This window comes from Rugamonas sp. FW305-51, from assembly GCF_058786935.1.
Genome location: NZ_JBYSZG010000013.1, coordinates 52,108 through 73,501 on the forward strand (window position 1 = coordinate 52,108; position 21,394 = coordinate 73,501).

A 21,394-nucleotide genomic window follows, 5' to 3' on the forward strand; every position below is an offset into this window, starting at 1 on the left:
CCATGTCGAAGATACACGCGACGGCCATCGTCGATCCGCGCGCGCAGCTCGACAGTTCGGTGCAGGTGGGACCGTATTCCATCGTCGGCCCCCACGTCGCTATCGGCGCCGGCACCGTGGTCGGTCCGCACGTGGTGATCGAGGGCCACACCACCATCGGGCGCGACAACAAGCTGTTCCAGTTCTCCTCCATCGGCGCCGCGCCGCAGGACAAGAAGTGGAACGGCGAACCGACCCGCCTGACCATCGGCGACCGCAACACGATCCGCGAGTTCTGCACCTTCAACACGGGCACCGTGCAGGACAAGGGCGTGACCAGCCTCGGTAACGACAACTGGATCTCGGCCTATGTGCACCTGGCGCACGACTGCCAGGTGGGCAGCAACACCATCTTCTCCAACAACGCCCAGATCGCGGGCCACGTGGAGATCGGCGACTGGGTCATCATGAGCGGCTTCGCCAACGTGCACCAGTTCTGCAAGATCGGCGCCCACGCCTTTGTCGGCATGAGCACCAGCCTGACCCAGGACGTGCCGCCGTTCGTGCTGTTGAACGGTAATCCGGCCCAGGCCCACGGCGTCAACATCGAAGGGCTGAAACGGCGCGGCTTTACGCGCGAGCAGATCAACGGCATCCGCACCGCCTACAAGCTGATCTATCGTTCCGGCCTGACGCTGGAAGAGGCCAAGGCGGCGCTGGAGGCCGAAGAACTGGCCACGCCGGCGGCGGCAGACCAGATCCGCGCCATGCGCGAATTCCTCGGCATGGCGACCCGTGGCATCGTCCGCTGACCTGAGCATCGCCATGGTCGCCGGCGAGCCGTCCGGCGACGTGCTGGCGGCGCGCCTGCTGTCGGGGCTGCGCCCGCAGCTGCCGCACGCCCGTTTCCACGGCATCGGCGGCGAGCAGATGATGGCCCAGGGCTTCGAGTCGCACTGGCCGATGGACAAGCTGACCGTGCGCGGCCTGCTGGCCGTGATCCCGCGCTACCGCGAGATCAAGGGCATCCAGAACGCGCTGCGCGACCAGTTGCTGGCCGAACGGCCGGCCGCCTTCATCGGCGCCGACTATCCCGGCTTTAACCTGGGACTGGAAATGCAGCTCAAGGCGGCCGGCATCCCCACCGTGCATTACATCGGACCGCAGATCTGGGCCTGGCGCGGCGGACGGATCAGGAAAATCATCAAGGCCGTCTCGCACATGCTGGTGATCTTCCCGTTCGAGGAGGAGATCTACCGCCAGGCCGGCGTGCCGGTGACCTATGTCGGCCACCCGCTGGCCGAGACGATCCCCGTGCAGCCGGACGAGGCGGCCGCACGGCGCGCGCTGGGGCTGGCGGAGGACGCCAACGTCGTCACCATCATGCCGGGCAGCCGCATGTCCGAGATCAAGTACAACACGGCCGCCTTCATGGGCGCGGCGCGCCTGCTGCTGCAGCGCGACCGCTCGCTGCGCTTCGTGGCGCCCATGGCGGGCGAACGCCAGCGCCAGTATTTCCTGGAACTGGTGGCCCAGGCCGGCCTGCAGGACGTGGAAATCCAGCTGCTCGACGGCCAGTCGCACACGGCCATCGCCGCCGCCGACGCGGTGCTGGTGGCCTCCGGTACGGCCTCGCTGGAGGTGGCGCTGTTCAAGAAGCCGATGGTGATCGCCTACAAGATGATGGCGGCCGAATGGCAGATCCTGCGCCACTTCGGCTACCAGCCCTGGATCGGCCTGCCCAACATCCTGGCGCGCGAGTTCCTGGTGCCCGAGCTGCTGCAGGACGCGGCCAGCCCGCAGGCGCTGGCCGACGCCATGTGGCAGCAGCTGAGCGACGCGCCGCACCGCCTGCGGCTGGCCCAGCGTTTCACCGACATGCATCACAGCCTGCTGCGCAACAGCGCGCAGGAGAGCGCGGCCGCCGTGCTCAAAGTCCTCAACGCCCAGTAAAGCCCCACCGTGAACCCCAACCAGCCCGGCCTGTTCGACGATTTGCCCGCGTCGCCCGATGAAATCATTTGCGGCGTCGATGAAGCCGGACGCGGGCCGCTGGCCGGTCCCGTGTTCGCGGCGGCCGTGATCCTCGATCCCGCGCGTCCGATCGGCGGCCTGCGCGACTCCAAGAAGCTGACCGAAGCCAAACGCGACCTGCTGGCGCCGTTGATCAAGGCGCAGGCGCTGGCGTGGGCCATCGCCGAGGCGTCGGAAGCGGAAATCGACAAGCTCAACATCCTGCACGCCTCCATGCTGGCCATGCAGCGCGCCGTGGAGGCGCTCGGCGTGCGGCCCACGCTGGCCCTGATCGACGGCAACCGCTGCCCCGTGATGAAGATCCAGGCCATCGCCGTGATCGGCGGCGACGACAAGGTGGACGCCATCTCGGCTGCCTCCATCCTGGCCAAGACGGCGCGCGACGCGGCGCTGGTGACGCTGCACGCGGCCTATCCGCAATACTGCTTCGACCAGCACAAGGGCTACGGTACGGCGCTGCACCTGGCGCGCCTGCGCGAATTCGGCGCCTCGCCCGTGCACCGGCGCTCGTTCGCGCCCGTGCGCGCGGCGCTGGCGGCCGGTCCGCTCACTCCAACCGAAGAATAAAAATACGAGTATGAAAACCATCACCTCGCGCGACAACGCGCAATACAAGGAACTCAAGCACCTGGCGGGCAGCTCGCAGGCGCGCCGCAAGGCCGGCCGCACGCTGCTCGACGGCGTGCACCTGTGCCAGACCTATCTGCAGCTGCGCGGCCAGCCGGTGCAGTGCATCGTCAGCGAGACGGCGCTGCAGAACCCGGAAGTGGCCGACATCGTGGGCCAGCTGGAGGCGCAGCACGCGCACGTGATGGGCTTGCCGGACGCGCTCTACAACGCCGTCAGCCAGGTCGAACACGGCGTGGGCGTGATGTTCCTGATCGATACGCCCGAGCGCCTGGTGACGGCGCCGCTGTCCGTGTCGGCCGTGCTGCTCGATAACGTGCAGGACCCCGGCAACGTCGGTTCCATCCTGCGCAGCGCAGCGGCGGCCGGCATCAGGGAAGTCTATTGCAGCGCCGGCACGGCGTTCTGCTGGTCGCCCAAGGTGCTGCGCGCGGCCATGGGCGCGCACTTCGTGCTCGACATCTACGAGAACGTGGACCTGGCGCCGCTGGTGTCCGGCTCCCCGATCGCCACGCTGGCCACCAGCGGCTACGCCACCCAGCGCCTGTACGACGTGGACCTGCGCCAGCCCGTGGCCTGGCTGTTCGGCCACGAGGGGCAGGGCGTGGCGGACGACCTGCTGTCCATGGCGCGCCACCAGGTGGTGATCCCGCACCTGGGCCAGGTCGAGTCGCTGAACGTGGCAGCCTGCGCGGCGGTATGCTTTTTCGAGCAAGTCAGGCAGAATCAAGTGGCTACTTTGTAAAAACAGAACGGAACGGAGCAGGCATGGAGAACCGGCAGTTGCACTTCCTGGTAGCCGAAGGCGAAATGGCGCAACGCCAGGCGCTGGCCGACATCCTGGTCCACCTGGGCGCGGGCCACATCACGCAGGCGCCGGACGGCCACACGGCGCTGCGCCACTTCGACGACGGCATCAATCCGCCGGTCGACGTGGGCGTCATCGACCTGGCGCTGCCGGGCATGGACGGACTGGAACTGATACGGCGCCTGTCCGAGGCGCGCTGCCGGGCCGGCATCGTCATCATCGGCGCGCAGAGCAATGCCGTGCTGTTCTCGGTCGAGACCATGGCGCTGGCCTACGGCATCAACCTGCTGGGCACGATACCCAAGCCCGTCACGGCCGGCCGCCTGGCCGAGCTGGTCGCCAACTACAGCGCCGTGCCCCTGGCGCCGCCCGAGGGCGTGGCGGGGCGCACTTTCACGTTTGCGGAAGTGGGGCGCGGCCTGCAGGCGCGCCAGTTCGACCCGTATTTCCAGCCCAAGATCGAACTGGAGACGGGCCAGGTCAAGGGCCTGGAGATGTTCGCCCGCTGGCGCCATCCCGAATATGGCGTACTGGGGCCGGAAGCGTTCATCAAGGCGCTGGAAGACAACCACCGGGTCGATTTCCTCGACTGGAGCATGATCGAGAAATCGGTGGCGGCCTGCCGCACGCTGCACGACCAGGGCATTCCGATCTCGTTTTCCGTCAACGTGGACCAGAGCACGCTGGCCCATCCCCAGTTCATGGCGCAGATCGGCGCCTGCCTGGAGCGGCACCGCATCCTGCCCGACTACATCACGTTCGAGATGACCGAATCGGCCGTGCTGACCACCGAACCCCATTTCCTGGAGCGGCTGCTGCGCCTGCGCATGCTGGGCTTTGGCCTGGCCATCGACGATTACGGCACCGGGCGCTCCAACCTGCAGCTGCTGGCGCGCATTCCGTTCTCGGAGCTGAAGATAGACCGCAGCTTCGTGGATGGCGCTTCCAGGCGGGCCGCCATCGGCGTGGTGCTGCGCTCCTGCCTGGGACTGGCGCGCAACCTGGACCGCCGCTCGGTGGCGGTGGGCGTGGAGACCAAGCAGGACTGGGACTTCCTGCAGGGGCTGGGCTGCACTTACGCCCAGGGCTATTACATCGCCAAGCCGATGCCGGTGGAGGACTTCCCGGCATGGCTTGACGACTGGCGCCACTTCTTCTGACCAAGAAGTGGCCTTCTAAGCCAGGTCAGTATTGACCGCGGTGATTAGGCTTGATCTCCTGCAGGATGGTGGTGGAGATCTCCTCGATCGACTTGGTGGTCGATGACAGCCACCGTATGCCTTCGCGCTTCATCATGTTTTCCGCCTCGTTGACTTCATAGCGGCAATTCTCGATGGAGGCGTACTTGCTGCCGGCGCGGCGCTCGTTGCGGATCTCGGCCAGCCGTTCCGGCGTGATGCTGAGGCCAAAGATCTTGCTCTTGTAGGCGTACAGCGAAGTTGGCAGCTTGCCGCGCTCGAAATCGTCCGGGATCAGCGGGTAGTTGGCGGCCTTGATCCCGTACTGCATGGCCAGATACAGGCTGGTGGGCGTCTTGCCCGAGCGCGACACGCCCACCAGGATCACGTCGGCCGAGGCCAGGTTCTTGTGCGACTGGCCGTCGTCGTGCGCCAGCGAGAAGTTGATGGCCTCGATGCGGTTCTTGTATTCTTCCGAATCGACGATGTTGTGCGAGCGGCCGATGGTGTGGGTCGATTTCACGCCCAGTTCCTGCTCCAGCGGCGCCACGAAGGTCTGGATCAGGTCCATGTGCATGCCCTTGCACTGCCGGATCACGTGCGACAGATCCGTCTTGACCAGTGTCGAAAAGATAATGGGGCGCTGGCCGTCCGTGACGAAGGCTTCGTTGATCTTGCGCGCCGCGTCGTGGGCCTTGTCCACCGTGTCGATGAAGGGCAGGCGCACCTGGCGGAAGCGCAGGTCGAACTGGGTCAGCACGGAGTGACCGAAAGTTTCGGCCGTGATGCCGGTGCCATCCGATACAAAAAATACCGTACGGGCCGCATTTGGCAGTGGCGGGCGTTGTTCTTGAGTCATTGAAGTGAGCTTGAAGTGAGCTTTAAGGGAATGTGAATCGTCAATTTGCGCCGCAGGCTGTAAAATGTCCGGCAACGGTAAGATTGTGCTGCACGACGCTAAGAATAACAAGATTGAATGTCGGCGCCTCGCGTGAAGATTTCTATCTCAAGTAAGGGTGTCATTATGACCAGTTTGTCCAACGTAGCATTGAAGGAGCAACAACAGGGTAATCCCGGCGAAGCGGTGTACGTCGCTTCATTCGAGCACTTGCGCATGACGGACGTGGAATCGGTCGGCGGCAAGAACGCCTCTTTGGGCGAGATGATCAGCCAGCTGGCCGAAGCCGGCGTGCGCGTGCCGGGCGGCTTTGCCACCACGGCCCAGGCATTCCGTGACTTCCTGTCGTACAGCGTGGACGGCGGCCAGCCCCTGGCCGACCGTATCGCCGATCGTCTCGAGCATCTGAACATCGACGACGTGCGCGCGCTGGCCCAGGCCGGCGCCGAGATCCGCCAATGGATCATCGACACGCCGTTCCAGCCCCGCCTGGCCAAGGAAATCGAGGAGTTCTACCACCGCCTGGTGGCCGACTCGTCGACCGAAATGTCGTTCGCCGTGCGTTCCTCCGCCACCGCGGAAGACTTGCCGGACGCCTCGTTCGCGGGCCAGCAGGAGACCTTCCTGAACGTGGTCGGCATCGAAAACGTGCTGGACGCGATGAAGCACGTGTTCGCGTCGCTGTACAACGACCGCGCCATCTCGTATCGCGTGCACAAGGGCTTCACCCACGCCGAAGTGGCATTGTCGGCCGGCGTGCAGCGCATGGTGCGTTCCGACCTGGGCGCGGCCGGCGTGATGTTTACCATCGATACCGAGTCCGGCTTCAAGGACGTGGTGTTCGTCACCTCCAGCTATGGCCTGGGCGAGACGGTGGTGCAGGGCGCCGTCAATCCGGACGAGTTCTACGTCCACAAGCCGATGCTGGAAAAGGGCAAGTCGCCCGTCATCCGCCGCAACATCGGCTCCAAGCTGATCAAGATGGAGTTCACGGAAGAAGCCAAGGCTGGCCGCTCCGTGCGCACCGTGGACGTGCCGGTCGAGCAGCGCAACCGCTATTCGCTGAACGACAGCGAAGTGGTGGAACTGGCCAAGTACGCCGTCATCATCGAGAACCACTATGGCCGCGCGATGGACATCGAGTGGGGCAAGGACGGCCGCGACGGCAAGCTGTACATCCTGCAGGCCCGTCCCGAGACGGTCAAGTCGCAGCACAAGGCGACCGACGCGCAGCAGCGCTTCAAGCTCAAATCGAGCGGCACCGTGCTGACCTCGGGCCGTGCCATCGGCCAGAAGATCGGCGCCGGTCCCGTGCGCGTCATTACCGATCCGTCGGAAATGGAACGCGTGCAGCCGGGCGACGTGCTGGTGGCCGACATGACCGACCCGAACTGGGAGCCGGTGATGAAGCGCGCTTCGGCCATCGTCACCAACCGTGGCGGCCGTACCTGCCACGCGGCCATCATCGCCCGTGAACTGGGCGTGCCGGCAGTCGTTGGTTGCGGCAACGCGACCGAAGTGCTGAAGGACGGCACCTTCGTCACCGTGTCCTGCGCCGAAGGCGACGAGGGCAAGATCTACGACGGCCTGCTGGAAACGGAAGTGACGGAAGTGCAGCGCGGCGAACTGCCCAAGCTGCCGACCAAGATCATGCTCAACGTGGGCAATCCGCAGCTGGCCTTCGACTTCCAGTCGGTGCCGAACGCCGGTGTGGGCCTGGCCCGCCTGGAGTTCATCATCAACAACAACATCGGCGTGCACCCGAAGGCGATCCTGGAATACCCGAACATCGACGCCGACCTGAAGAAAGCCGTGGAATCGGTGGCCCGTGGCCACGCGTCGCCCAAGGCCTTCTACATCGACAAGCTGGCCGAAGGTATCGCCACCATCGCCGCCGCGTTCTGGCCGAAACCGGTCATCGTGCGCCTGTCCGACTTCAAGTCGAACGAGTACAAGAAGCTGATCGGCGGTTCGCGCTACGAGCCGGACGAGGAAAACCCGATGCTGGGCTTCCGCGGCGCCGCGCGCTACCTGTCGCCGGACTTCGCCGAGTCGTTCGAGATGGAATGCCTGGCCATGAAGCGCGTGCGTAACGACATGGGCCTGACCAACGTCGAGATCATGGTGCCGTTCGTGCGTACCCTGGGCCAGGCCGAGAAGGTGGTGGACCTGCTGGGCAAGAATGGCCTCAAGCGCGGCGAAAACGGCCTGCGCCTGATCATGATGTGCGAAGTGCCATCGAACGCCATCCTGGCCGACCAGTTCCTGCAGCACTTCGACGGCTTCTCGATCGGTTCCAACGACCTGACCCAGCTGACGCTGGGCCTGGACCGCGATTCCGGCATGGCCCTGCTGGCGGCCGACTTCGACGAGCGCGATCCGGCCGTCAAGGCGCTGCTGTCGATGGCGATCAAGGCTTGCCGCGCACAAGGCAAGTACATCGGCATCTGCGGCCAGGGCCCTTCGGACCATCCGGACTTCGCCGTCTGGCTGATGAGCGAAGGCATCGAGTCGATGTCGCTCAATCCGGACTCGGTGGTCGAAACGTGGCAGCAGCTGGCCAGCCGGCTGTAAGCTTTGTCAGGGAATTAATGGTGAAAATCGAACAATAAAAAGTTGACGCTGGCCTGATTTGCGTTAGACTGGATATATCGAAACGTATGACCAACCACCATTAATACCGACCGCATCGCAGCAAAAACCCTCGTGGCCCAACCGGGCGGCGGGGGTTTTTGCATTTTTGAACGGAGAGCACATCATGGCTGACTGGAGTTTCTGGCTGGTGGCGGCCGGCGCCACGGCGATACTGGAACTGTTTACCGGCACCTTCTACCTGCTGATGATCGCCATCGGCCTGATGGCGGGCACGCTGGCCGCGCTGGCCGGGGCCGGCACGCCGGTGCAGACACTGGTGGCGGCCGCCGTCGGGCTGGTGGCCACGGGCGTGCTCCGGCGCAGCAAGTTCGGGCGGCCCACCCGTACCGACACGGCGCGCGACCCCAACGTCAACCTCGACATCGGCCAGACCATCAACGTGCCGCAGTGGCAGGACGGCACGGCGCGCGTGATGTACCGCGGCGCGCTGTGGGACGTGGAGCTGGCGCCGGGCGCCCCGGCGGCGCCGGGGCAGTACACGATACGCGAAGTGCGGGGCAGCCGCCTCATCGTCGCGGCCTGAGCGGCCTGAGCGGCTGAGCGCCGCCTGTTTCACCATCGTTCACCATCACTCAATCAATAATAACCGGAGAAATTATATGGAATTCGGCATCGGCAACGTCAGCCTTATCCTGTTCATCCTGGCGCTGGTCTTCGTGTTCAAGACCATCAACGTCGTCCCGCAGCAGCACGCCTGGGTCGTCGAGCGGCTGGGCAAGTTCCACGCCACGCTGGGGCCGGGCCTGAACATCGTGATCCCGTTTGTCGACCGCATCGCCTACAAGCATTCGCTCAAGGAGATCCCGCTCGACGTGCCGCCACAGGTTTGCATCACCAAGGACAATACGCAGCTGCAGGTGGACGGCATCCTGTACTTCCAGATTACCGACGCCATGCGCGCCTCCTACGGTTCGTCCAACTACATCGCCGCCATCACCCAGCTGGCGCAGACCACGCTGCGCTCCGTGATCGGCCGCATGGAACTGGACAAGACGTTCGAGGAGCGTGACCACATCAACACCGCCATCGTCAACGCGATCGACGAATCGGCCGCCAACTGGGGCGTCAAGGTGCTGCGCTACGAGATCAAGGACCTCACGCCACCGAAGGAAATCCTGCATTCGATGCAGGCCCAGATCACGGCCGAACGCGAGAAGCGGGCCCTGATCGCCGCCTCGGAAGGGCGCAAGCAGGAGCAGATCAACATCGCTACCGGCGAACGGGAGGCAGCCATCGCCCGCTCGGAAGGCGAGAAGCAGGCTGCCATCAACCGCGCACAGGGCCAGGCGGCCGCCATCGTGGCGCTGGCCGACGCCACCGCCAGCGCACTGCGCGAAGTGGGCGCCGCGATCCAGGCGCCGGGCGGCGCCGACGCCGTCAACCTCAAGGTGGCCGAGCAGTACGTGAACGCCTTCGCGCAGCTGGCCAAGACCAACAATTCCGTCATCATCCCCGCCAACATGGGCGATATGAGCGGCTTGATCGCCACCGCCATGCAGGTGGTGAAATCGCAGAAACCAAGCTGACAACAGCGCCGGCAACAGGAGAACACGATGGGAACATGGGCAACGCATGCTTTCGGCAACGACTACGCGCAGGACTGGGCGGAAGACTTGCAGGAGACGCGCAATATGGAGGCCGTCGAGAACACGCTCGACACGGCGCTCGACAACGGTGGCGATGTGCTGGAGGCACCGTTCGCGGCCGAGGCGCTGGTGGCCATCGAAGTTATCGCGCGCATGCAGGGCCACTGGGGCAAGCGCGACGAGGACAGCGAGCCGGTCGATCTGTGGATCGCCGAGCATCCGCAACGGGCGCGGCCCGACCTGGCCGAGAAGGCGCACCGCGTCATCGCGCGCATCCTGTCGGAGCAGTCGGAACTGCGCGAACTGTGGGCCGACAGCGAACACTACGACGAGTGGCGTGCCGCCGTCGAAGAACTGAAGGGCCGTGTCAGCCTGTAGCAAGCTGGCTGTGACAGGCTGCGCGGGCTGGTGACGCCGCCGCCGCGCGTGCGGGCACGGTTGAACGCCGGCGCCACCGATGAACTTCCAGAGAACCGCCCATGCCCGCTGCCCGCATCGTCCTCCTGACCGCCATTGCCATGCTCGCCTTCGCCGGCAATTCCCTGCTGTGCCGGGTGGCGCTCAAGCACACGGCCATCGACCCGGCCAGCTTTACCACCGTCCGTCTCGTGTCCGGCGCGCTGGCCCTGTGGCTGATCGCGCGCCTGCGCGCGCCGGCGGCGACAGGGCAGGGCAACTGGCTGTCGGCGCTGGCCCTGTATGCCTACGCGGCCGGTTTCTCGTTCGCCTACGTGAACCTGGCGGCTGCCAGCGGCGCGCTGCTGCTGTTCGGCGCCGTGCAGGCCACCATGATAGGGCGCGGCATCGCGGGCGGCGAACGGCTGGCGCCGCGCCAGCTGGCCGGGTTGCTGCTGGCCCTGGCCGGGCTGGTGGGCATGCTGCTGCCGGGCCTGACGGCGCCGCCGCTCGGTGGCGCGCTGCTGATGATGGGGGCCGGTGTGGCATGGGGCGTCTACTCATTGCGCGGCAAGGGCGCGGGCGACGCCACCCGTGTCACGGCCGGCAATTTCCTGCGCGCGGCGCCGATCGCCATCGCCGTGAGCGCGGCCCTGGCCGGTGGCGGCGTTGGCGGCACTGGCGGCACGGCCATTGATGGTCCCGGCCTGCTGTATGCGGTGGCGTCCGGCGCGCTCACCTCCGGCATCGGTTACGCCATCTGGTATGCGGCCCTGCCGGCGCTGCAAGCCACCAGCGCGGCCACCGTGCAGCTGAGCGTGCCCGTGATCGCCGCGCTGGGCGGCGTGGTCTTCCTGGGCGAGGCGCTCACGCTGCGGCTGGTGGCGGCGTCGGTTGCCATCCTGGGCGGCATCGCACTCGTCATTGTGCAAAAACGGACAGGCACGGCGCCGAAAAGATAACTACAATAAGCTCGTGTACCGACCAATACAGGAGCTGACGTCATGAGCCAGGGACGCGCACAGGCCGATGAGCAGGACCAGCTGGAGCGGCTGGCCGCGTTCCTGCGCGCGCATGCCAACGTGCTGGCGCTCACGGGCGCGGGCATGAGCACGGCCTCGGGCATCCCCGGCTACCGTGACGAGGAGGGCGTGCGGCGCGGGCGCCAGCCCGTGCAGGGGCCGGAGTTCCGGCGCTCCGATGCCGTGCGCCGCCGCTACTGGGCGCGCAGCCTGGTGGGCTGGCCCACGCTGGCGCAAGCCGCGCCCAACGCCGGGCACACGGCGCTGGCGGAGCTGGAGCAGGGCGGTTATCTCGGCGCACTGGTCACGCAGAACGTGGACGGCCTGCACCAGCGGGCCGGCAGCCGCAGGCTGATCGAACTGCATGGGAATATCCATGGCGTGGTGTGCCTGGACTGCGGCGCGCGCCACGGCCGGGCGCAGATCCAGCGCCGGCTGGTGCAGGACAACCCTGGCCTGGCTGGCGCCAGCGCCCGTCCGCTGCCCGACGGCGACGCGGAACTGGAACCGGCGGCGCTCGAGCACTTCCGCGTGCCGGACTGTCTGCAGTGCGGCGGCGTGCTGCAGCCGGATGTGGTCTTCTTCGGCGATAACATCCCGCCCCAGCGCAGCGCCGACGCGCTGCAGCTGATGCACGAAGCCGATGCCTTGCTGGTGGTGGGGTCGTCGCTGATGGTGTTTTCCGGCTACCGCTTCTGCCGGCTGGCGGCGGAATCGGGCAAGCCGGTGGTGGCGCTCAACATCGGCAAGACGCGGGCCGACGATCTGCTGCACTTCAAGGTGGAGGCAGGCGCGCAGTACCTGCTGCCGCGCCTGGCCGAACTGCTGTCCTAGTTCCGCAGCAGCATGGAGCGCACGATGCCTTCCTTGGCCAGCACGTAGTCCTGGCCGGCCAGCACGAAGTTGGTGTTGGGCTGGATGACCTTGAGGTTGATGAACACCATGTCGCTCGTCTCGGCATAGGAGCCGACTACGATCGCTTGCGCGTTGTGGGTCTGCGCCACTTCGCCGATCTCGCGCGTGAGCATCAATTCGCCCTGGTTGCGCTTGAGGTAGACGGAATTTCGCAGCTTCATTTCCACCATCGACAGGCCGCCCTGCGCCAGGCGGGTGGAAATCTGCTCCGACACCAGCCGGCCCAGCGTGGTGGTCTGTTCCAGCGCGTCGATGTTGACGATGGTGGCCATGATGAGCGGCTTGTCGGCGGCCAGCTTGCCGCTCAGCTGGTGCATCAGGGCGTCGGCCGCCTTGTAGTTCGATTCGATGAACTGGTTGGACGAGATGGTGGCGTAGTTGGCCTCGTCCTTGGGGGGCGTGGACGAGCAGCCCGCCAGCAGCAGCGGCATGGCGAGCAGGGTGGCGGTGGCCAGTTGTTTGAGCATTTACATATCCCCCCGCACCTTGAACATGCGGGTCAGTTTGGGCGCTTCCGGTTCCACGTCGACGATGCCGTACAGGTGGCGGTCGCTGTCGGCCACGTAATAGGCCGCGCTGTTGCGCGCCACGTAGCGGTACTGGTCGGTGACGGACACGGTGACGATGATTTCCGTGCGCGGCGTGGCGCCCGGTGCGAACTGGTCGTTGAACCAGTTATAGGAATCGTAGGCGCCCATGCCGGCGGCGACGATGGCCAGCGGCGGCAGGTCGATCTCGCTCAGCACCCACACGCCCGAGGCCAGCGCGGCCCGTTCGCCGTGGTAGCGATATTGCGGCCGGTTGGCGCTGAAGGTTACGGCCTGCATGTCCAGCTCCACCTTGAGCGCGCCGGGGGCCGTGCGCGACACGGTGTAGCCGTCGTTGACGAGCGAGGTAATGAGTTGGGCCGTCAGGGCGCGCTGGAACGGCGTGGCCTGCGGAGTGTCGGCGATGTAGAGCGGACGGCTGGGCTGCTTGGCCAGCGCCGTCTTCAGGTGCTGCTCGATATGGCCGGCGATGACGGCCCAGTGCTCGGCCGCCTGCAGCTTTTGCTGTTTCGATACCGGGAAATTGGTGGCCAGGGGCGTGGGCGAGTAGCGCGCCGCACATCCCGCCAGAATCAGGCCGGCTCCTATCGCCGCTGCGGTTTTCAGCACCATGTTGGCCTCGTCATCGTCTAGATTTGCTCAGTAGTGTATGCATTCCGGCGCGGCGCGTACGCCGGGCGGAACTATCCTGCCGCAGTGTAGCATGGATGTTGCTGCTTAGAAACTCGCGCTGTTACAAAAAGCGCGCCGTCGCCACGGCACGCGGCCGGACGCGCGCCCCGGCAAGCGCTAGCTTACGCGGGTTTGCGCCGTTTGTGTTGACGTGGGCAGAAGTTGCGTCGCTGTGGGGTGGGCGCCACAGGAACGTGCGGCCGGCGCTGGCCGCAGCAGCAATTCGTACTTGAGTATTTGGCAAGTTTGTGACAGCATGCGCGATCCGCAACCCACACCGTAGAAGCCTGACCCGATGAAACAGCACCCAGCAGCACGCCGTATCGACGGACTGGACACCTTGCGCGCCTGCGCCATCGTGCTGGTCCTGATGTCCCACTATGCGGTGGTGGTGAGCCATAAGTCCACCTTCGGCTTCCTGACGGACATGGGCTGGATGGGGGTGGACCTGTTCTTTGTGCTGAGCGGCTACCTGATCGGCAACCAGATCCTGGCGCCGCTGGCGCGCGGCGAGGCGTTCTCGCTCAAGACCTTCTTCGCCCGCCGCCTGCTGCGCACCGTGCCCAATTATTACGTGGTGCTGGCGCTCTACCTGCTGCTGCCGTCCCAGCTGGGCGGAGCGCAGACGGCGCCGCTGTGGCGCTTCCTGACCTTCACCCAGAACATCGGCCTGCATTTCGGCGAGACGTTTTCCCACTCCTGGTCGCTGTGTGTGGAAGAGCAGTTCTATGTGATCCTGCCGCTGGCGGTCCTGTTTATCGCGGCCCGCCGCAAGGCCCTGCTGTGGGGCTGGCTGGCCATTGCGGCGGCCATCGCCGGCGGCATGGCGGTGCGGGGCTGGGCCTGGATGGCGCATGGGCAGAACGCGATCGGCAACACCGATTTCGCCGTTCATGTCTACTACTCGAGCTTCGCCCGCTTCGACGAACTGCTGCCCGGCGTGGCCATCGCCATGCTCAAGAACTTCCACGGCGCGCTGTACGACGCCATCCTGCGGCGCGGCCAGGCGCTGCTGCTGGGCGGCCTGGCGGCGCTGGCCACGGTGGTGTACCTGTTCCTGAACTATTACCAGATCGACGACTACGGCTTCACCTTCTCCATGATGACGTTCGGCTATCCGCTGCTGGCGGCCAGCTTCGCCATCCTCACGCTGGCCGCGCTCAGTCCGCGCAGCCTGCTGCACCGGGTGCGGATACCGGGCGCGCAGCAGCTGGCCCTGTGGTCGTATGCGCTGTACCTGGCCCACAAACCCATCTTCAAGCTGGTGCTCGCGCCGCTGGCCGGCTGGCAGGTCGATACCGATGCGCCGGCCGGCATCGCGCTGGTGATGGCGGCCGCCTTGCTGGGCGGCTGGCTGCTGTACCGCTTGGTGGAGACACCGTTCATGCATCTGCGGGCGCGCTGGTTCCCCGTTGGCGCGGGCGCCGGCACGGCCGCTGCGTGGCAAGGACCGGACAGGCAACGGGCTGCCTGAGGCCGCAATTAAAGTGGAAAAGTGGAGGGCGGGGCCCGGACGCAGCGACAGCGGCCGGGCCCCGTTTGCTTAGCTGGCCTTAGCTGGCCTTGATGGTGACCGGCATGTTGGCTTGCACGGTATGGCCGGCGGAATCGGTGACGACGATTTTCAGGGTATAGCTGCCCGTCACGGGATAGGTCCAGTTGATGCCGATATTGAGTCCGCTCGGCGCGAACATCATGCCCAGCGGGGCGCCGGAAATGGAGATCGACACGTAGCTGCTGCCCGGCGCGCTGATGCCGATGGTGCCCGTCAGCGGCTTGCCGGCCACACCCGACAGGGCCGGTGCGCTGACCGTCAGGCTGCTGCTGACGGTGCTGGTGGCGATGCCGATCTTGTACACGCCCTGGCCGCTCAAGCCGGTCTTGCTGTCCCTGGCCGTCACGGTCACGCTGTAGCTGCCGGCCACGGGGGCGGCCCAGCTCACCACGCCGCTGCTGCTGATGGCCATGCCGGCCGGCGCGCCGCTGAGCGCATAGGTGACGGGATTGGCATTGCTGACGGCCACCGCGAACGACAGCGCCGTGCCGACCTTGCCGCTGATGCTGCCGCCGGTGACAACGGGTGCGCTCAGGGCCGCGATGGAGACGGTGTAGGTGCCCTGGCCCTTGAGACCGGTCTTGCTGTCGGTGGCCGTGACGACGACGGCGTAGGTGCCGGCAACGGGCGTGGTCCAGTTGACGATGCCGGTGCTGCTGATCGTCATGCCGGACGGCGCGCCGCTCAGCGCATAGATGAGGGGATTGCTGCCGGCGGCCGAGACGGTGAACGACAACGGCGTACCGACCTTGCCGCTGATGGCGGCCGACACCACCGTCGGCGCGGTGGCCACGGCGCTGGCGCCGGACAGAGCGCTCAGCAGGCTGGCCGCGTTGGGCGTGCCCAACCCGCTCAGCTGGTCGTAGCCGCTCTTGGCGCTGCAGGTGGTGCAGCTGCCGTCGCTGCCGGCGATGACGTCGGCGAAGGCGCTGGCGTAGTTGCCCGGCACGGCAGCGATCTGGCCGTACAGGACGGCATGCGGCGCACCCAGCGCCGGCTTGGCGTTCAGGGCCCGGCTGGCGTTGGCCAGGGCGATCAGGCCGGCCCACTGCGGCGTGGACAGGCTGGTGCCGCCGGCGCTGATCCAGCTCGGCGTGCTGCTGCCCGAGGCGATCACGGCCACGTACTGGCCCGTTTTCGGATCGGCGTTGAAGGAGACGTCGGCCACACCGCGGTGGGCCAGCGTGCCCAGGCCGGGCACGGCGCTGGTCTGGTAGCTGGGGGTGGCCGTGTAGGCGCTGATGCCGCCGCCGGTCAGGCTCCAACCGGTTTCGCTGCGGCTGCCGCTGCCGCTGTAGGTCAGCGACGTGCCGCCCACCGCCACCACGTTGGGCGACACGGCCGGCCATTGCACCGAGGCGCCCGAGTCGCCGGTGGCGGCCAGGTAGGTCATGTTGGCGGCCGTGAAGACAGCGTTGGCCGAGCCGGTCCAGCTGCCTTCCGGCGCGCCGAAGCTCATCGACACCACGCCCGGCCCCATGGCATTGGCCAGCTTGACGGCCCCTTGCAGGCTGTCCAGCGAGGCGCTGGCCGCTTCGATCAGGACGATGCGCGCCAGCGGCGCCGTGGCGTGCGCCCACTGCACGTCGAGCGCGATCTCCGTGGCCCAGCCGGCATCGTAGGCCGGCTGGGTGGCCGTCATGGTACCGCTGGCGGTATTGAAGACGACGGCCAGTTCGCAGCTGTTGGCCGACGTGGCCGCCAGCGGCAGGGCGGCGCCGGTGGCGATGGCTTTCTGGGTACAGGCCGGCAGGCCGAATTTCTGGTTGAAGGCGGCCAGTTCGGCGGCCGTGTTCGGGTTGTGCATGGCGTCGACGATGTAGATCGTCTGGCCCGCGCCCAGCTGGGCCGCCAGCGCCGCCGTCAGCGTAGTGCCCGAGGGCGGCAGGGCCGGCAGGCCGTAGGCGGCGCGGATCTGGGCCGGGGTGTAGGTCGACACCGTGCTGCCGGTGGCCATGGGCGCGAGCGTCGTGTCCTGCGCCTGGGCCGGTGCGTAGTCCAGCTGGCCCAGCGACAGGCGGCGCGTGGCCAGCCGGCGCGCGGATGGTGGCAGCAGCATGGTGCGCGGGTTGCGGCGGGCGGAGGCGGCATAGCCGTCCGCGTCGCTGTCGTCGGGCGCTTCGAGCAGCACGGGCGCCACGTGGTAGGCCGGCTGCGCGATCAGGTTGGCGGCCGCCGGCGGCAGGGAGGGGTTGTCCAGTTCCAGGGTGGTGGTGGCCGTCGCCATCATGGCCGCCACCTGCGGCGCGCTGGACGGGCTGTCCTGGCTGGCGCCGCCACCGCATGCGCTCAGCAGGGCCAGCAAGGATACGGGCAGCAGCTGGCCGAGGCGGGCGGTATGGGTGAACAATGGCTGGCGGTTCTTCATGGCGGCGGCGCTTCCCGGTGTGCGAAGGCCACGCTAGGACAACGTTGGCGCACATGCATGGCATGTGCTGCCAAACGTCGGCAACCCCGCTACCTTGGCGCCTGCGCGCTGTAGGCCGGTGGTTTTGCGTCCCCACCTTTCAGTGGGTTTGCCTTCGGCGATAAGACGGATGTGTATGCGTCTCGATTGTACCAGCAAGAAAGATTCAAATACTTGCAGTCCACAATAAAATTTCTCTATAGCATGAGCCCGGTCAGGGCTGGTCCGCGCCATGCCGGAGCGGGCGCAGGCGCATGCGCAGCCGTTCGGGCGCCATGACGAAACCCATCCGTTCGCGCGCCGCAGCGCCGCCGTCGGCCGTGTCGACGGCGGCCACGTCGAAGGTGGACAGCAGCATGGCCATGGCGAGCTTGATTTCCAGCAGGGCCAGGTAGCGCCCCGGGCAGGTGCGCGCGCCGGCGCCGAACGGCAGCGTGACGCGCTTGTCCGCGCCCTGGCCGTCCGCCTGCAGCCAGCGCGCGGGCAGGAAGGCCTGCGGCTGGGGGAAGTGATCCGGGCTGACGCTGTCGTGCCGCAGCACGCACCATACCAGCCCGCCCTTGGGCACGAGGACGTCTTCCACCACCGTGTCGCGCAGCGCCTCAAACGGCATGAAGGGTACCACGGGCCTGAGCCGCATGGCTTCCTGGGCGCAGGCGTCCAGGTAGTCCAGCGCGTCCATCTGTCCGATGGTGTAGCCGGCCGGGTCGGGCGCCAGCCGGCGCACCTCGTCCCGCGCCTGGCGCAGGGCCTCGGGATGGCGTTGCAGCAGGTACAGCAGCCAGGCCAGGCTGTTGGCCGTGGTGTCCTCGCCGGCCAGCAGCATGGTGGAGACGTTGCCGGCCACGGCGTCGTGGTCCACGCCGCTGTCGCCTTGCGCGGCGGCGGCCAGCATCGCCTCCAGCAGGTTGGGCGGACGCTCGCTGCGCCGGGGATCGGCGGCCATGCGCTGGCGGGCGGCCGCGATCAGGCCATCGACGGCGCCGCGCACGGCCGCCAGGCTGCGCTCCAGGCGACGGTCGGCCGGCAGCTTGAACCAGCGCCAGTAGGGGATCAACGCCACGCTGCGCCGCGCCACGGCGGGCATGATGAAGTCCAGGTGGCGCTGGATCACGTCCTCGCCGCCATCGATGGTGTTGACTTCGCTGCCGAAGGCCAGGCCGGCGATGATATCGACCGTGTAGCGTTTCAGGTCGTCCGCCAGTTCGATGGCCTGGCCGGCATCGGCCGCCCGCAGCCAGCGCTCCCTCAGCCGCAGGGCCACCGTCACCAGGGCAGGAAAATACGCCTTGACGGCATGGGGCGCGAAGCCGGCCATGACCATGCGGCGCTGGTCGCGCCAGGCCTGGCCTTCGGACAGGAACACGCCGGGCAGGCCGCCCATCTCCTCGGACACCTGGGCCGTGACGGCAGGGCGGCGGAAGCCGTCGGGCCGGTCGCGCAGGATGGCGTGGACGGTCTCGTGGCGGGCCACCACCAGCACCGGGCGGCGCCCGAACTGGATGCGGAACAGCGGCCCATGGCGGCGGCACCAGCCTTCCACGTCGGCGTGCATGCGCTCCGGACGCATCTGGGGCAGGTTGCCGAGCAGGGGCCAGGCGCGCGGGCCGGGCAGGGAGCCTACGGTGCGCAGGACGCGGGGCGCTGCTGCTGCTGTTGCTGCTGTTGCTGCTGCTGCTGCTGCTGCTGCGGCCGGGTCGGCATAGGGGCAAGTTGTGGCAGGTGAGGGTGGGGCGGTTGCGGACGATTCCATCGAATTTCCTCCTTGGCTGTGCCCACACTATGATCTCCGGGCATGGTGCCTGTCTTGAACGTTTGCGACAAAAACAAGGGAATGCCGCCGCGCTGGCGCCAGTATAATTTGTGCATCCTTTTTCGTGACCTCAGCCATGTCCGAGCCGATCTCCGCGCCCGCTCCCAATCCCGTTACTCGCCTGCTGGCGCCGCGCCTGTCGCTCGCTTCCTGCGTGCGCGCCTATATCGTGCGCAGCACGGTGCAGGCGCCGCTGGCCGATCCGGCCCAGCGCCTGAACCGTTTTCCCGCCACGCCGTTCTGCGCCATCGCCTGGTATGTGGCCGGCGAGGCGGAACTGGTGGCGCCGCCGCGCGGGCCGGATACCCCGCCATGGCAACCGGTGCTGCTGCTAGGCCCGCAGACGCAGCCCACCGTCACCTACAATCCGGGTCCGGTGCATCTGTTCATGGCGGTGCTGTTCCCGCAGGCGCTGCATGCGCTGTGCGGCCTTGAGCTGCCGGACTGGGTGGACCACTGGGCCGGACTGCCCGATGTGCTGGGGCCGCGCTGGGCCGCCATGTCCGATGCCGTGCTGGCCGCGCCGGACGACGAGGCCAGGGTGGCCGTGCTGGAATCGTTCCTGGAGCCGCTGTGGCAGCAGGCCCGCCTGAGCCATCCCGGTTCGACCGGGTCGGTGGCGGGCGACTGGGTGCGGCGGCTGGCCGTGCAGGCCGCGGCCGCCGGTTGGGGACGGGGCGTGCGCAATATCGAGCGCCGCATCAAGGCTTGGGCCGGCCAGCCCATGCGGCGGCTGCGGCGTTTGCGGCGGGCGGAGCAATCGTTCCTCGACGCGCGCGAGGCGGTATTTGCCGGCAAACTGTCGTGGACGGAGGTGGCGGACCGGGCCGGCTATGCCGACCAGGCCCATTTTTCACGCGAGACGCGCGAGGTGACGGGGGCCACGCCATCCGAGATCGCGCGCCTGGGGATGAGCGACGAAAGCTACTGGCTGTACCGGATCTGGGCTTGAACCGGGCTTGAACCGCGGTTGAGCCGGGCCTGGGCCCGGCGGGCGCGGACGTGGGGTCAGCGGCGGTGCTGCTTCATGACCGACGCCACTTCGCGCTTGCCGTCGCGATCCTTCTCGGCGGCGCGCTTGTCGTGCATCTTCTTACCCTTGGCCAGGCCGATTTCGCATTTCACGCGGCCGCCTTTGTAGTGCAGGTTGAGCGGCACCAGCGTGTAGCCGGCCCGTTCCACCTTGCCGATCAGCTTATCCATCTCCTGGCGGTGCAGCAGCAGCTTGCGGGTGCGCACCGCTTCCGGGTGGATGTGGGTGGAGGCGGTGGGCAGGGCGCTGATGTGGGCGCCGAACAGGAACAACTCGTCGCCCTTGATGGTGACGTAGGCTTCCTTGATCTGCACCCGCGCGTCGCGGATCGCTTTCACTTCCCAGCCTTCGAGCACGATGCCCGCTTCGTAGCGGTCCTCGATGAAGTAGTCGTGAAAGGCTTTTTTGTTATCGGCTATGGTCATGGAGTGGTAAATACAAAAAACGGGCGCGGGTCGGTTAAACTACGGGTACGCGCCAAAAGTCGCGAATAATTCAACATCATAGCAAACGGTTACGCAATGGCAGTAGTTCACAAAACAGTTTTCCTCGGCTACAGCGCCCAACAGATGTTCGAACTGGTGGCGGCGATCGAGGATTATCCCAAGTTTCTGCCATGGTGCGGCGGTGTTGAAGTCCGGGAGCGCAGCGAGGAAACGGTGGTGGCCAGCCTGGCCATCCATTACCACGGCGTGCGCCAGAGCTTTACCACCTCCAACGTCAACGTACCGCACAGTACCATCAAGATGCGGCTGGTGGACGGACCTTTCAAGGCCCTGGACGGCGTGTGGAACATCAAACCGCTGCGCGAGGACGCCTGCAAGGTGGAGCTGGACCTGCATTACGAGTTTTCCAGCGTGATCCTGGAACAGTTGATCGGCCCCGTGTTCGGCATGATCGCCAACAGCATGGTCGATTGCTTCTGCAAGCGGGCGGAGACGGTCTATGGCTGAACAGATCCACATCCAGGTGTGCTACGCCACGCCTGAACGGCAGTTCCTGCGCGCGCTGGACATGGACGCAGGCAGCACCGTGCAGCAGGCCATCGCGCTCAGCGGCTTGCAGCAGGCCATGCCCGGCATCGACCTGGCCGCGATGACGGTCGGGATCTATGGCAAGAAGAAGACGCTGGACACGGTGCTGCGCGAGCACGACCGGGTGGAAGTCTACCGCCCCCTGATCGCCGATCCCAAGCACGCGCGACGCCGCCGCAAGGCCAAGCCCCAGGCCTGAGAGGCCTCGCTCATCACCCGAACCAGTCCGGCGGC

21 protein-coding genes and 1 riboswitch are annotated in these 21,394 nt (G+C 66.8%); of the genes, 15 read left to right on the forward strand and 6 right to left on the reverse strand.

Annotated features, from left to right (window positions below):
• The first annotated feature begins 2 nt into the window (after nt 1–2).
• Genes lpxA through AC3WOS_RS11485 form a run of 5 tightly spaced genes read left to right on the forward strand, consistent with a single transcriptional unit; the run spans nt 3 to nt 4,608 of the window.
• Nucleotides 3–791, forward strand: a complete 789-nt coding sequence (gene lpxA, locus AC3WOS_RS11465; RefSeq protein WP_492716071.1) for an acyl-ACP--UDP-N-acetylglucosamine O-acyltransferase — start codon at nt 3–5, stop codon at nt 789–791.
• Nucleotides 775–1,932, forward strand: coding sequence for a lipid-A-disaccharide synthase (lpxB, locus tag AC3WOS_RS11470; RefSeq protein WP_492716072.1), 1,158 nt, complete (start codon nt 775–777; stop codon nt 1,930–1,932). The genes lpxA and lpxB overlap by 17 nt, the downstream gene beginning before the upstream one ends.
• Nucleotides 1,933–1,941: 9 nt before the next feature.
• Entirely contained in the window at nt 1,942–2,580 is a 639-nt protein-coding gene (rnhB, locus tag AC3WOS_RS11475; RefSeq protein ID WP_492716073.1) for a ribonuclease HII, read from the forward strand.
• A gap of 10 nt (nt 2,581–2,590) precedes the next feature.
• Nucleotides 2,591–3,385: a TrmH family RNA methyltransferase gene (locus tag AC3WOS_RS11480; RefSeq protein ID WP_492716074.1), complete on the forward strand. Its 795-nt coding sequence runs from the start codon at nt 2,591–2,593 to the stop codon at nt 3,383–3,385.
• Between the two features lie 23 nt (nt 3,386–3,408).
• Nucleotides 3,409–4,608: an EAL domain-containing protein gene (locus tag AC3WOS_RS11485; protein ID WP_492716075.1), complete on the forward strand. Its 1,200-nt coding sequence runs from the start codon at nt 3,409–3,411 to the stop codon at nt 4,606–4,608.
• A 25-nt stretch (nt 4,609–4,633) separates the two neighbouring features.
• Here the strand turns inward: AC3WOS_RS11485 and ppsR are convergent, their stop codons facing one another.
• Complete coding sequence (ppsR, locus tag AC3WOS_RS11490; protein ID WP_492716076.1) at nt 4,634–5,485, reverse strand: posphoenolpyruvate synthetase regulatory kinase/phosphorylase PpsR; 852 nt, start codon at nt 5,483–5,485, stop codon at nt 4,634–4,636.
• Between the two features lie 165 nt (nt 5,486–5,650).
• On the opposite strand from ppsR, the gene ppsA reads away from it, so the two are divergent.
• The 6 genes from ppsA to AC3WOS_RS11520 all read left to right on the forward strand — a co-directional run bounded on the left by ppsA (nt 5,651) and on the right by AC3WOS_RS11520 (nt 12,017).
• Nucleotides 5,651–8,098 carry a phosphoenolpyruvate synthase gene (gene ppsA / locus AC3WOS_RS11495; RefSeq protein WP_492716077.1) on the forward strand — a complete coding sequence of 816 codons (2,448 nt, stop codon included), beginning with the start codon at nt 5,651–5,653 and terminating at the stop codon, nt 8,096–8,098.
• Between the two features lie 184 nt (nt 8,099–8,282).
• Entirely contained in the window at nt 8,283–8,702 is a 420-nt protein-coding gene (locus AC3WOS_RS11500) for an NfeD family protein (RefSeq protein WP_492716078.1), read from the forward strand.
• A 76-nt stretch (nt 8,703–8,778) separates the two neighbouring features.
• On the forward strand, nt 8,779–9,705 hold the full coding sequence (locus tag AC3WOS_RS11505; RefSeq protein ID WP_492716079.1) for an SPFH domain-containing protein: 927 nt from the start codon (nt 8,779–8,781) through the stop codon (nt 9,703–9,705).
• A gap of 27 nt (nt 9,706–9,732) precedes the next feature.
• The gene (locus AC3WOS_RS11510; RefSeq protein ID WP_492716080.1) at nt 9,733–10,143 is read left to right on the forward strand and encodes a DUF4259 domain-containing protein; all 411 of its coding nucleotides are present in this window, start codon (nt 9,733–9,735) and stop codon (nt 10,141–10,143) included.
• 101 nt (nt 10,144–10,244) lie between these two features.
• Nucleotides 10,245–11,123, forward strand: a complete 879-nt coding sequence (locus tag AC3WOS_RS11515; RefSeq protein ID WP_492716081.1) for an EamA family transporter — start codon at nt 10,245–10,247, stop codon at nt 11,121–11,123.
• 42 nt (nt 11,124–11,165) lie between these two features.
• Entirely contained in the window at nt 11,166–12,017 is an 852-nt protein-coding gene (locus tag AC3WOS_RS11520) for an NAD-dependent protein deacetylase (protein ID WP_492716082.1), read from the forward strand.
• Here AC3WOS_RS11520 and AC3WOS_RS11525 read toward each other — a convergent pair.
• Entirely contained in the window at nt 12,014–12,565 is a 552-nt protein-coding gene (locus tag AC3WOS_RS11525) for a FlgO family outer membrane protein (protein WP_492716083.1), read from the reverse strand. The two genes, AC3WOS_RS11520 and AC3WOS_RS11525, sit on opposite strands and share 4 nt — an antisense overlap.
• Nucleotides 12,566–13,258 carry a hypothetical protein gene (locus AC3WOS_RS11530; protein WP_492716084.1) on the reverse strand — a complete coding sequence of 231 codons (693 nt, stop codon included), beginning with the start codon at nt 13,256–13,258 and terminating at the stop codon, nt 12,566–12,568.
• Between the two features lie 355 nt (nt 13,259–13,613).
• Between AC3WOS_RS11530 and AC3WOS_RS11535 the strand changes: the two genes are divergently transcribed.
• The gene (locus tag AC3WOS_RS11535; RefSeq protein ID WP_492716086.1) at nt 13,614–14,792 is read left to right on the forward strand and encodes an acyltransferase family protein; all 1,179 of its coding nucleotides are present in this window, start codon (nt 13,614–13,616) and stop codon (nt 14,790–14,792) included.
• Nucleotides 14,793–14,871: 79 nt separating this feature from the next.
• Here the strand turns inward: AC3WOS_RS11535 and AC3WOS_RS11540 are convergent, their stop codons facing one another.
• On the reverse strand, nt 14,872–17,241 hold the full coding sequence (locus AC3WOS_RS11540) for a peptidase S53 (RefSeq protein WP_492716087.1): 2,370 nt from the start codon (nt 17,239–17,241) through the stop codon (nt 14,872–14,874).
• Between the two features lie 76 nt (nt 17,242–17,317).
• Nucleotides 17,318–17,404: riboswitch (cyclic di-GMP riboswitch) on the reverse strand.
• A 90-nt stretch (nt 17,405–17,494) separates the two neighbouring features.
• Nucleotides 17,495–19,033 (reverse strand): cytochrome P450, encoded by a 1,539-nt coding sequence (locus tag AC3WOS_RS11545; protein ID WP_492716088.1) that lies wholly within the window; start codon nt 19,031–19,033, stop codon nt 17,495–17,497.
• Between the two features lie 136 nt (nt 19,034–19,169).
• On the opposite strand from AC3WOS_RS11545, the gene AC3WOS_RS11550 reads away from it, so the two are divergent.
• Nucleotides 19,170–20,045, forward strand: coding sequence for a helix-turn-helix domain-containing protein (locus tag AC3WOS_RS11550; RefSeq protein ID WP_492716089.1), 876 nt, complete (start codon nt 19,170–19,172; stop codon nt 20,043–20,045).
• 56 nt (nt 20,046–20,101) lie between these two features.
• On the opposite strand, the gene smpB is transcribed toward AC3WOS_RS11550, so the two are convergent.
• On the reverse strand, nt 20,102–20,551 hold the full coding sequence (gene smpB, locus AC3WOS_RS11555) for an SsrA-binding protein SmpB (protein WP_492716090.1): 450 nt from the start codon (nt 20,549–20,551) through the stop codon (nt 20,102–20,104).
• Nucleotides 20,552–20,647: 96 nt separating this feature from the next.
• On the opposite strand from smpB, the gene AC3WOS_RS11560 reads away from it, so the two are divergent.
• Together AC3WOS_RS11560 and AC3WOS_RS11565 are read left to right on the forward strand one after the other, a co-directional pair.
• Nucleotides 20,648–21,079 (forward strand): type II toxin-antitoxin system RatA family toxin, encoded by a 432-nt coding sequence (locus AC3WOS_RS11560; RefSeq protein WP_492716091.1) that lies wholly within the window; start codon nt 20,648–20,650, stop codon nt 21,077–21,079.
• Entirely contained in the window at nt 21,072–21,359 is a 288-nt protein-coding gene (locus AC3WOS_RS11565) for an RnfH family protein (protein ID WP_492716092.1), read from the forward strand. The genes AC3WOS_RS11560 and AC3WOS_RS11565 overlap by 8 nt, the downstream gene beginning before the upstream one ends.
• The last annotated feature ends 35 nt before the right edge of the window (nt 21,360–21,394 follow it).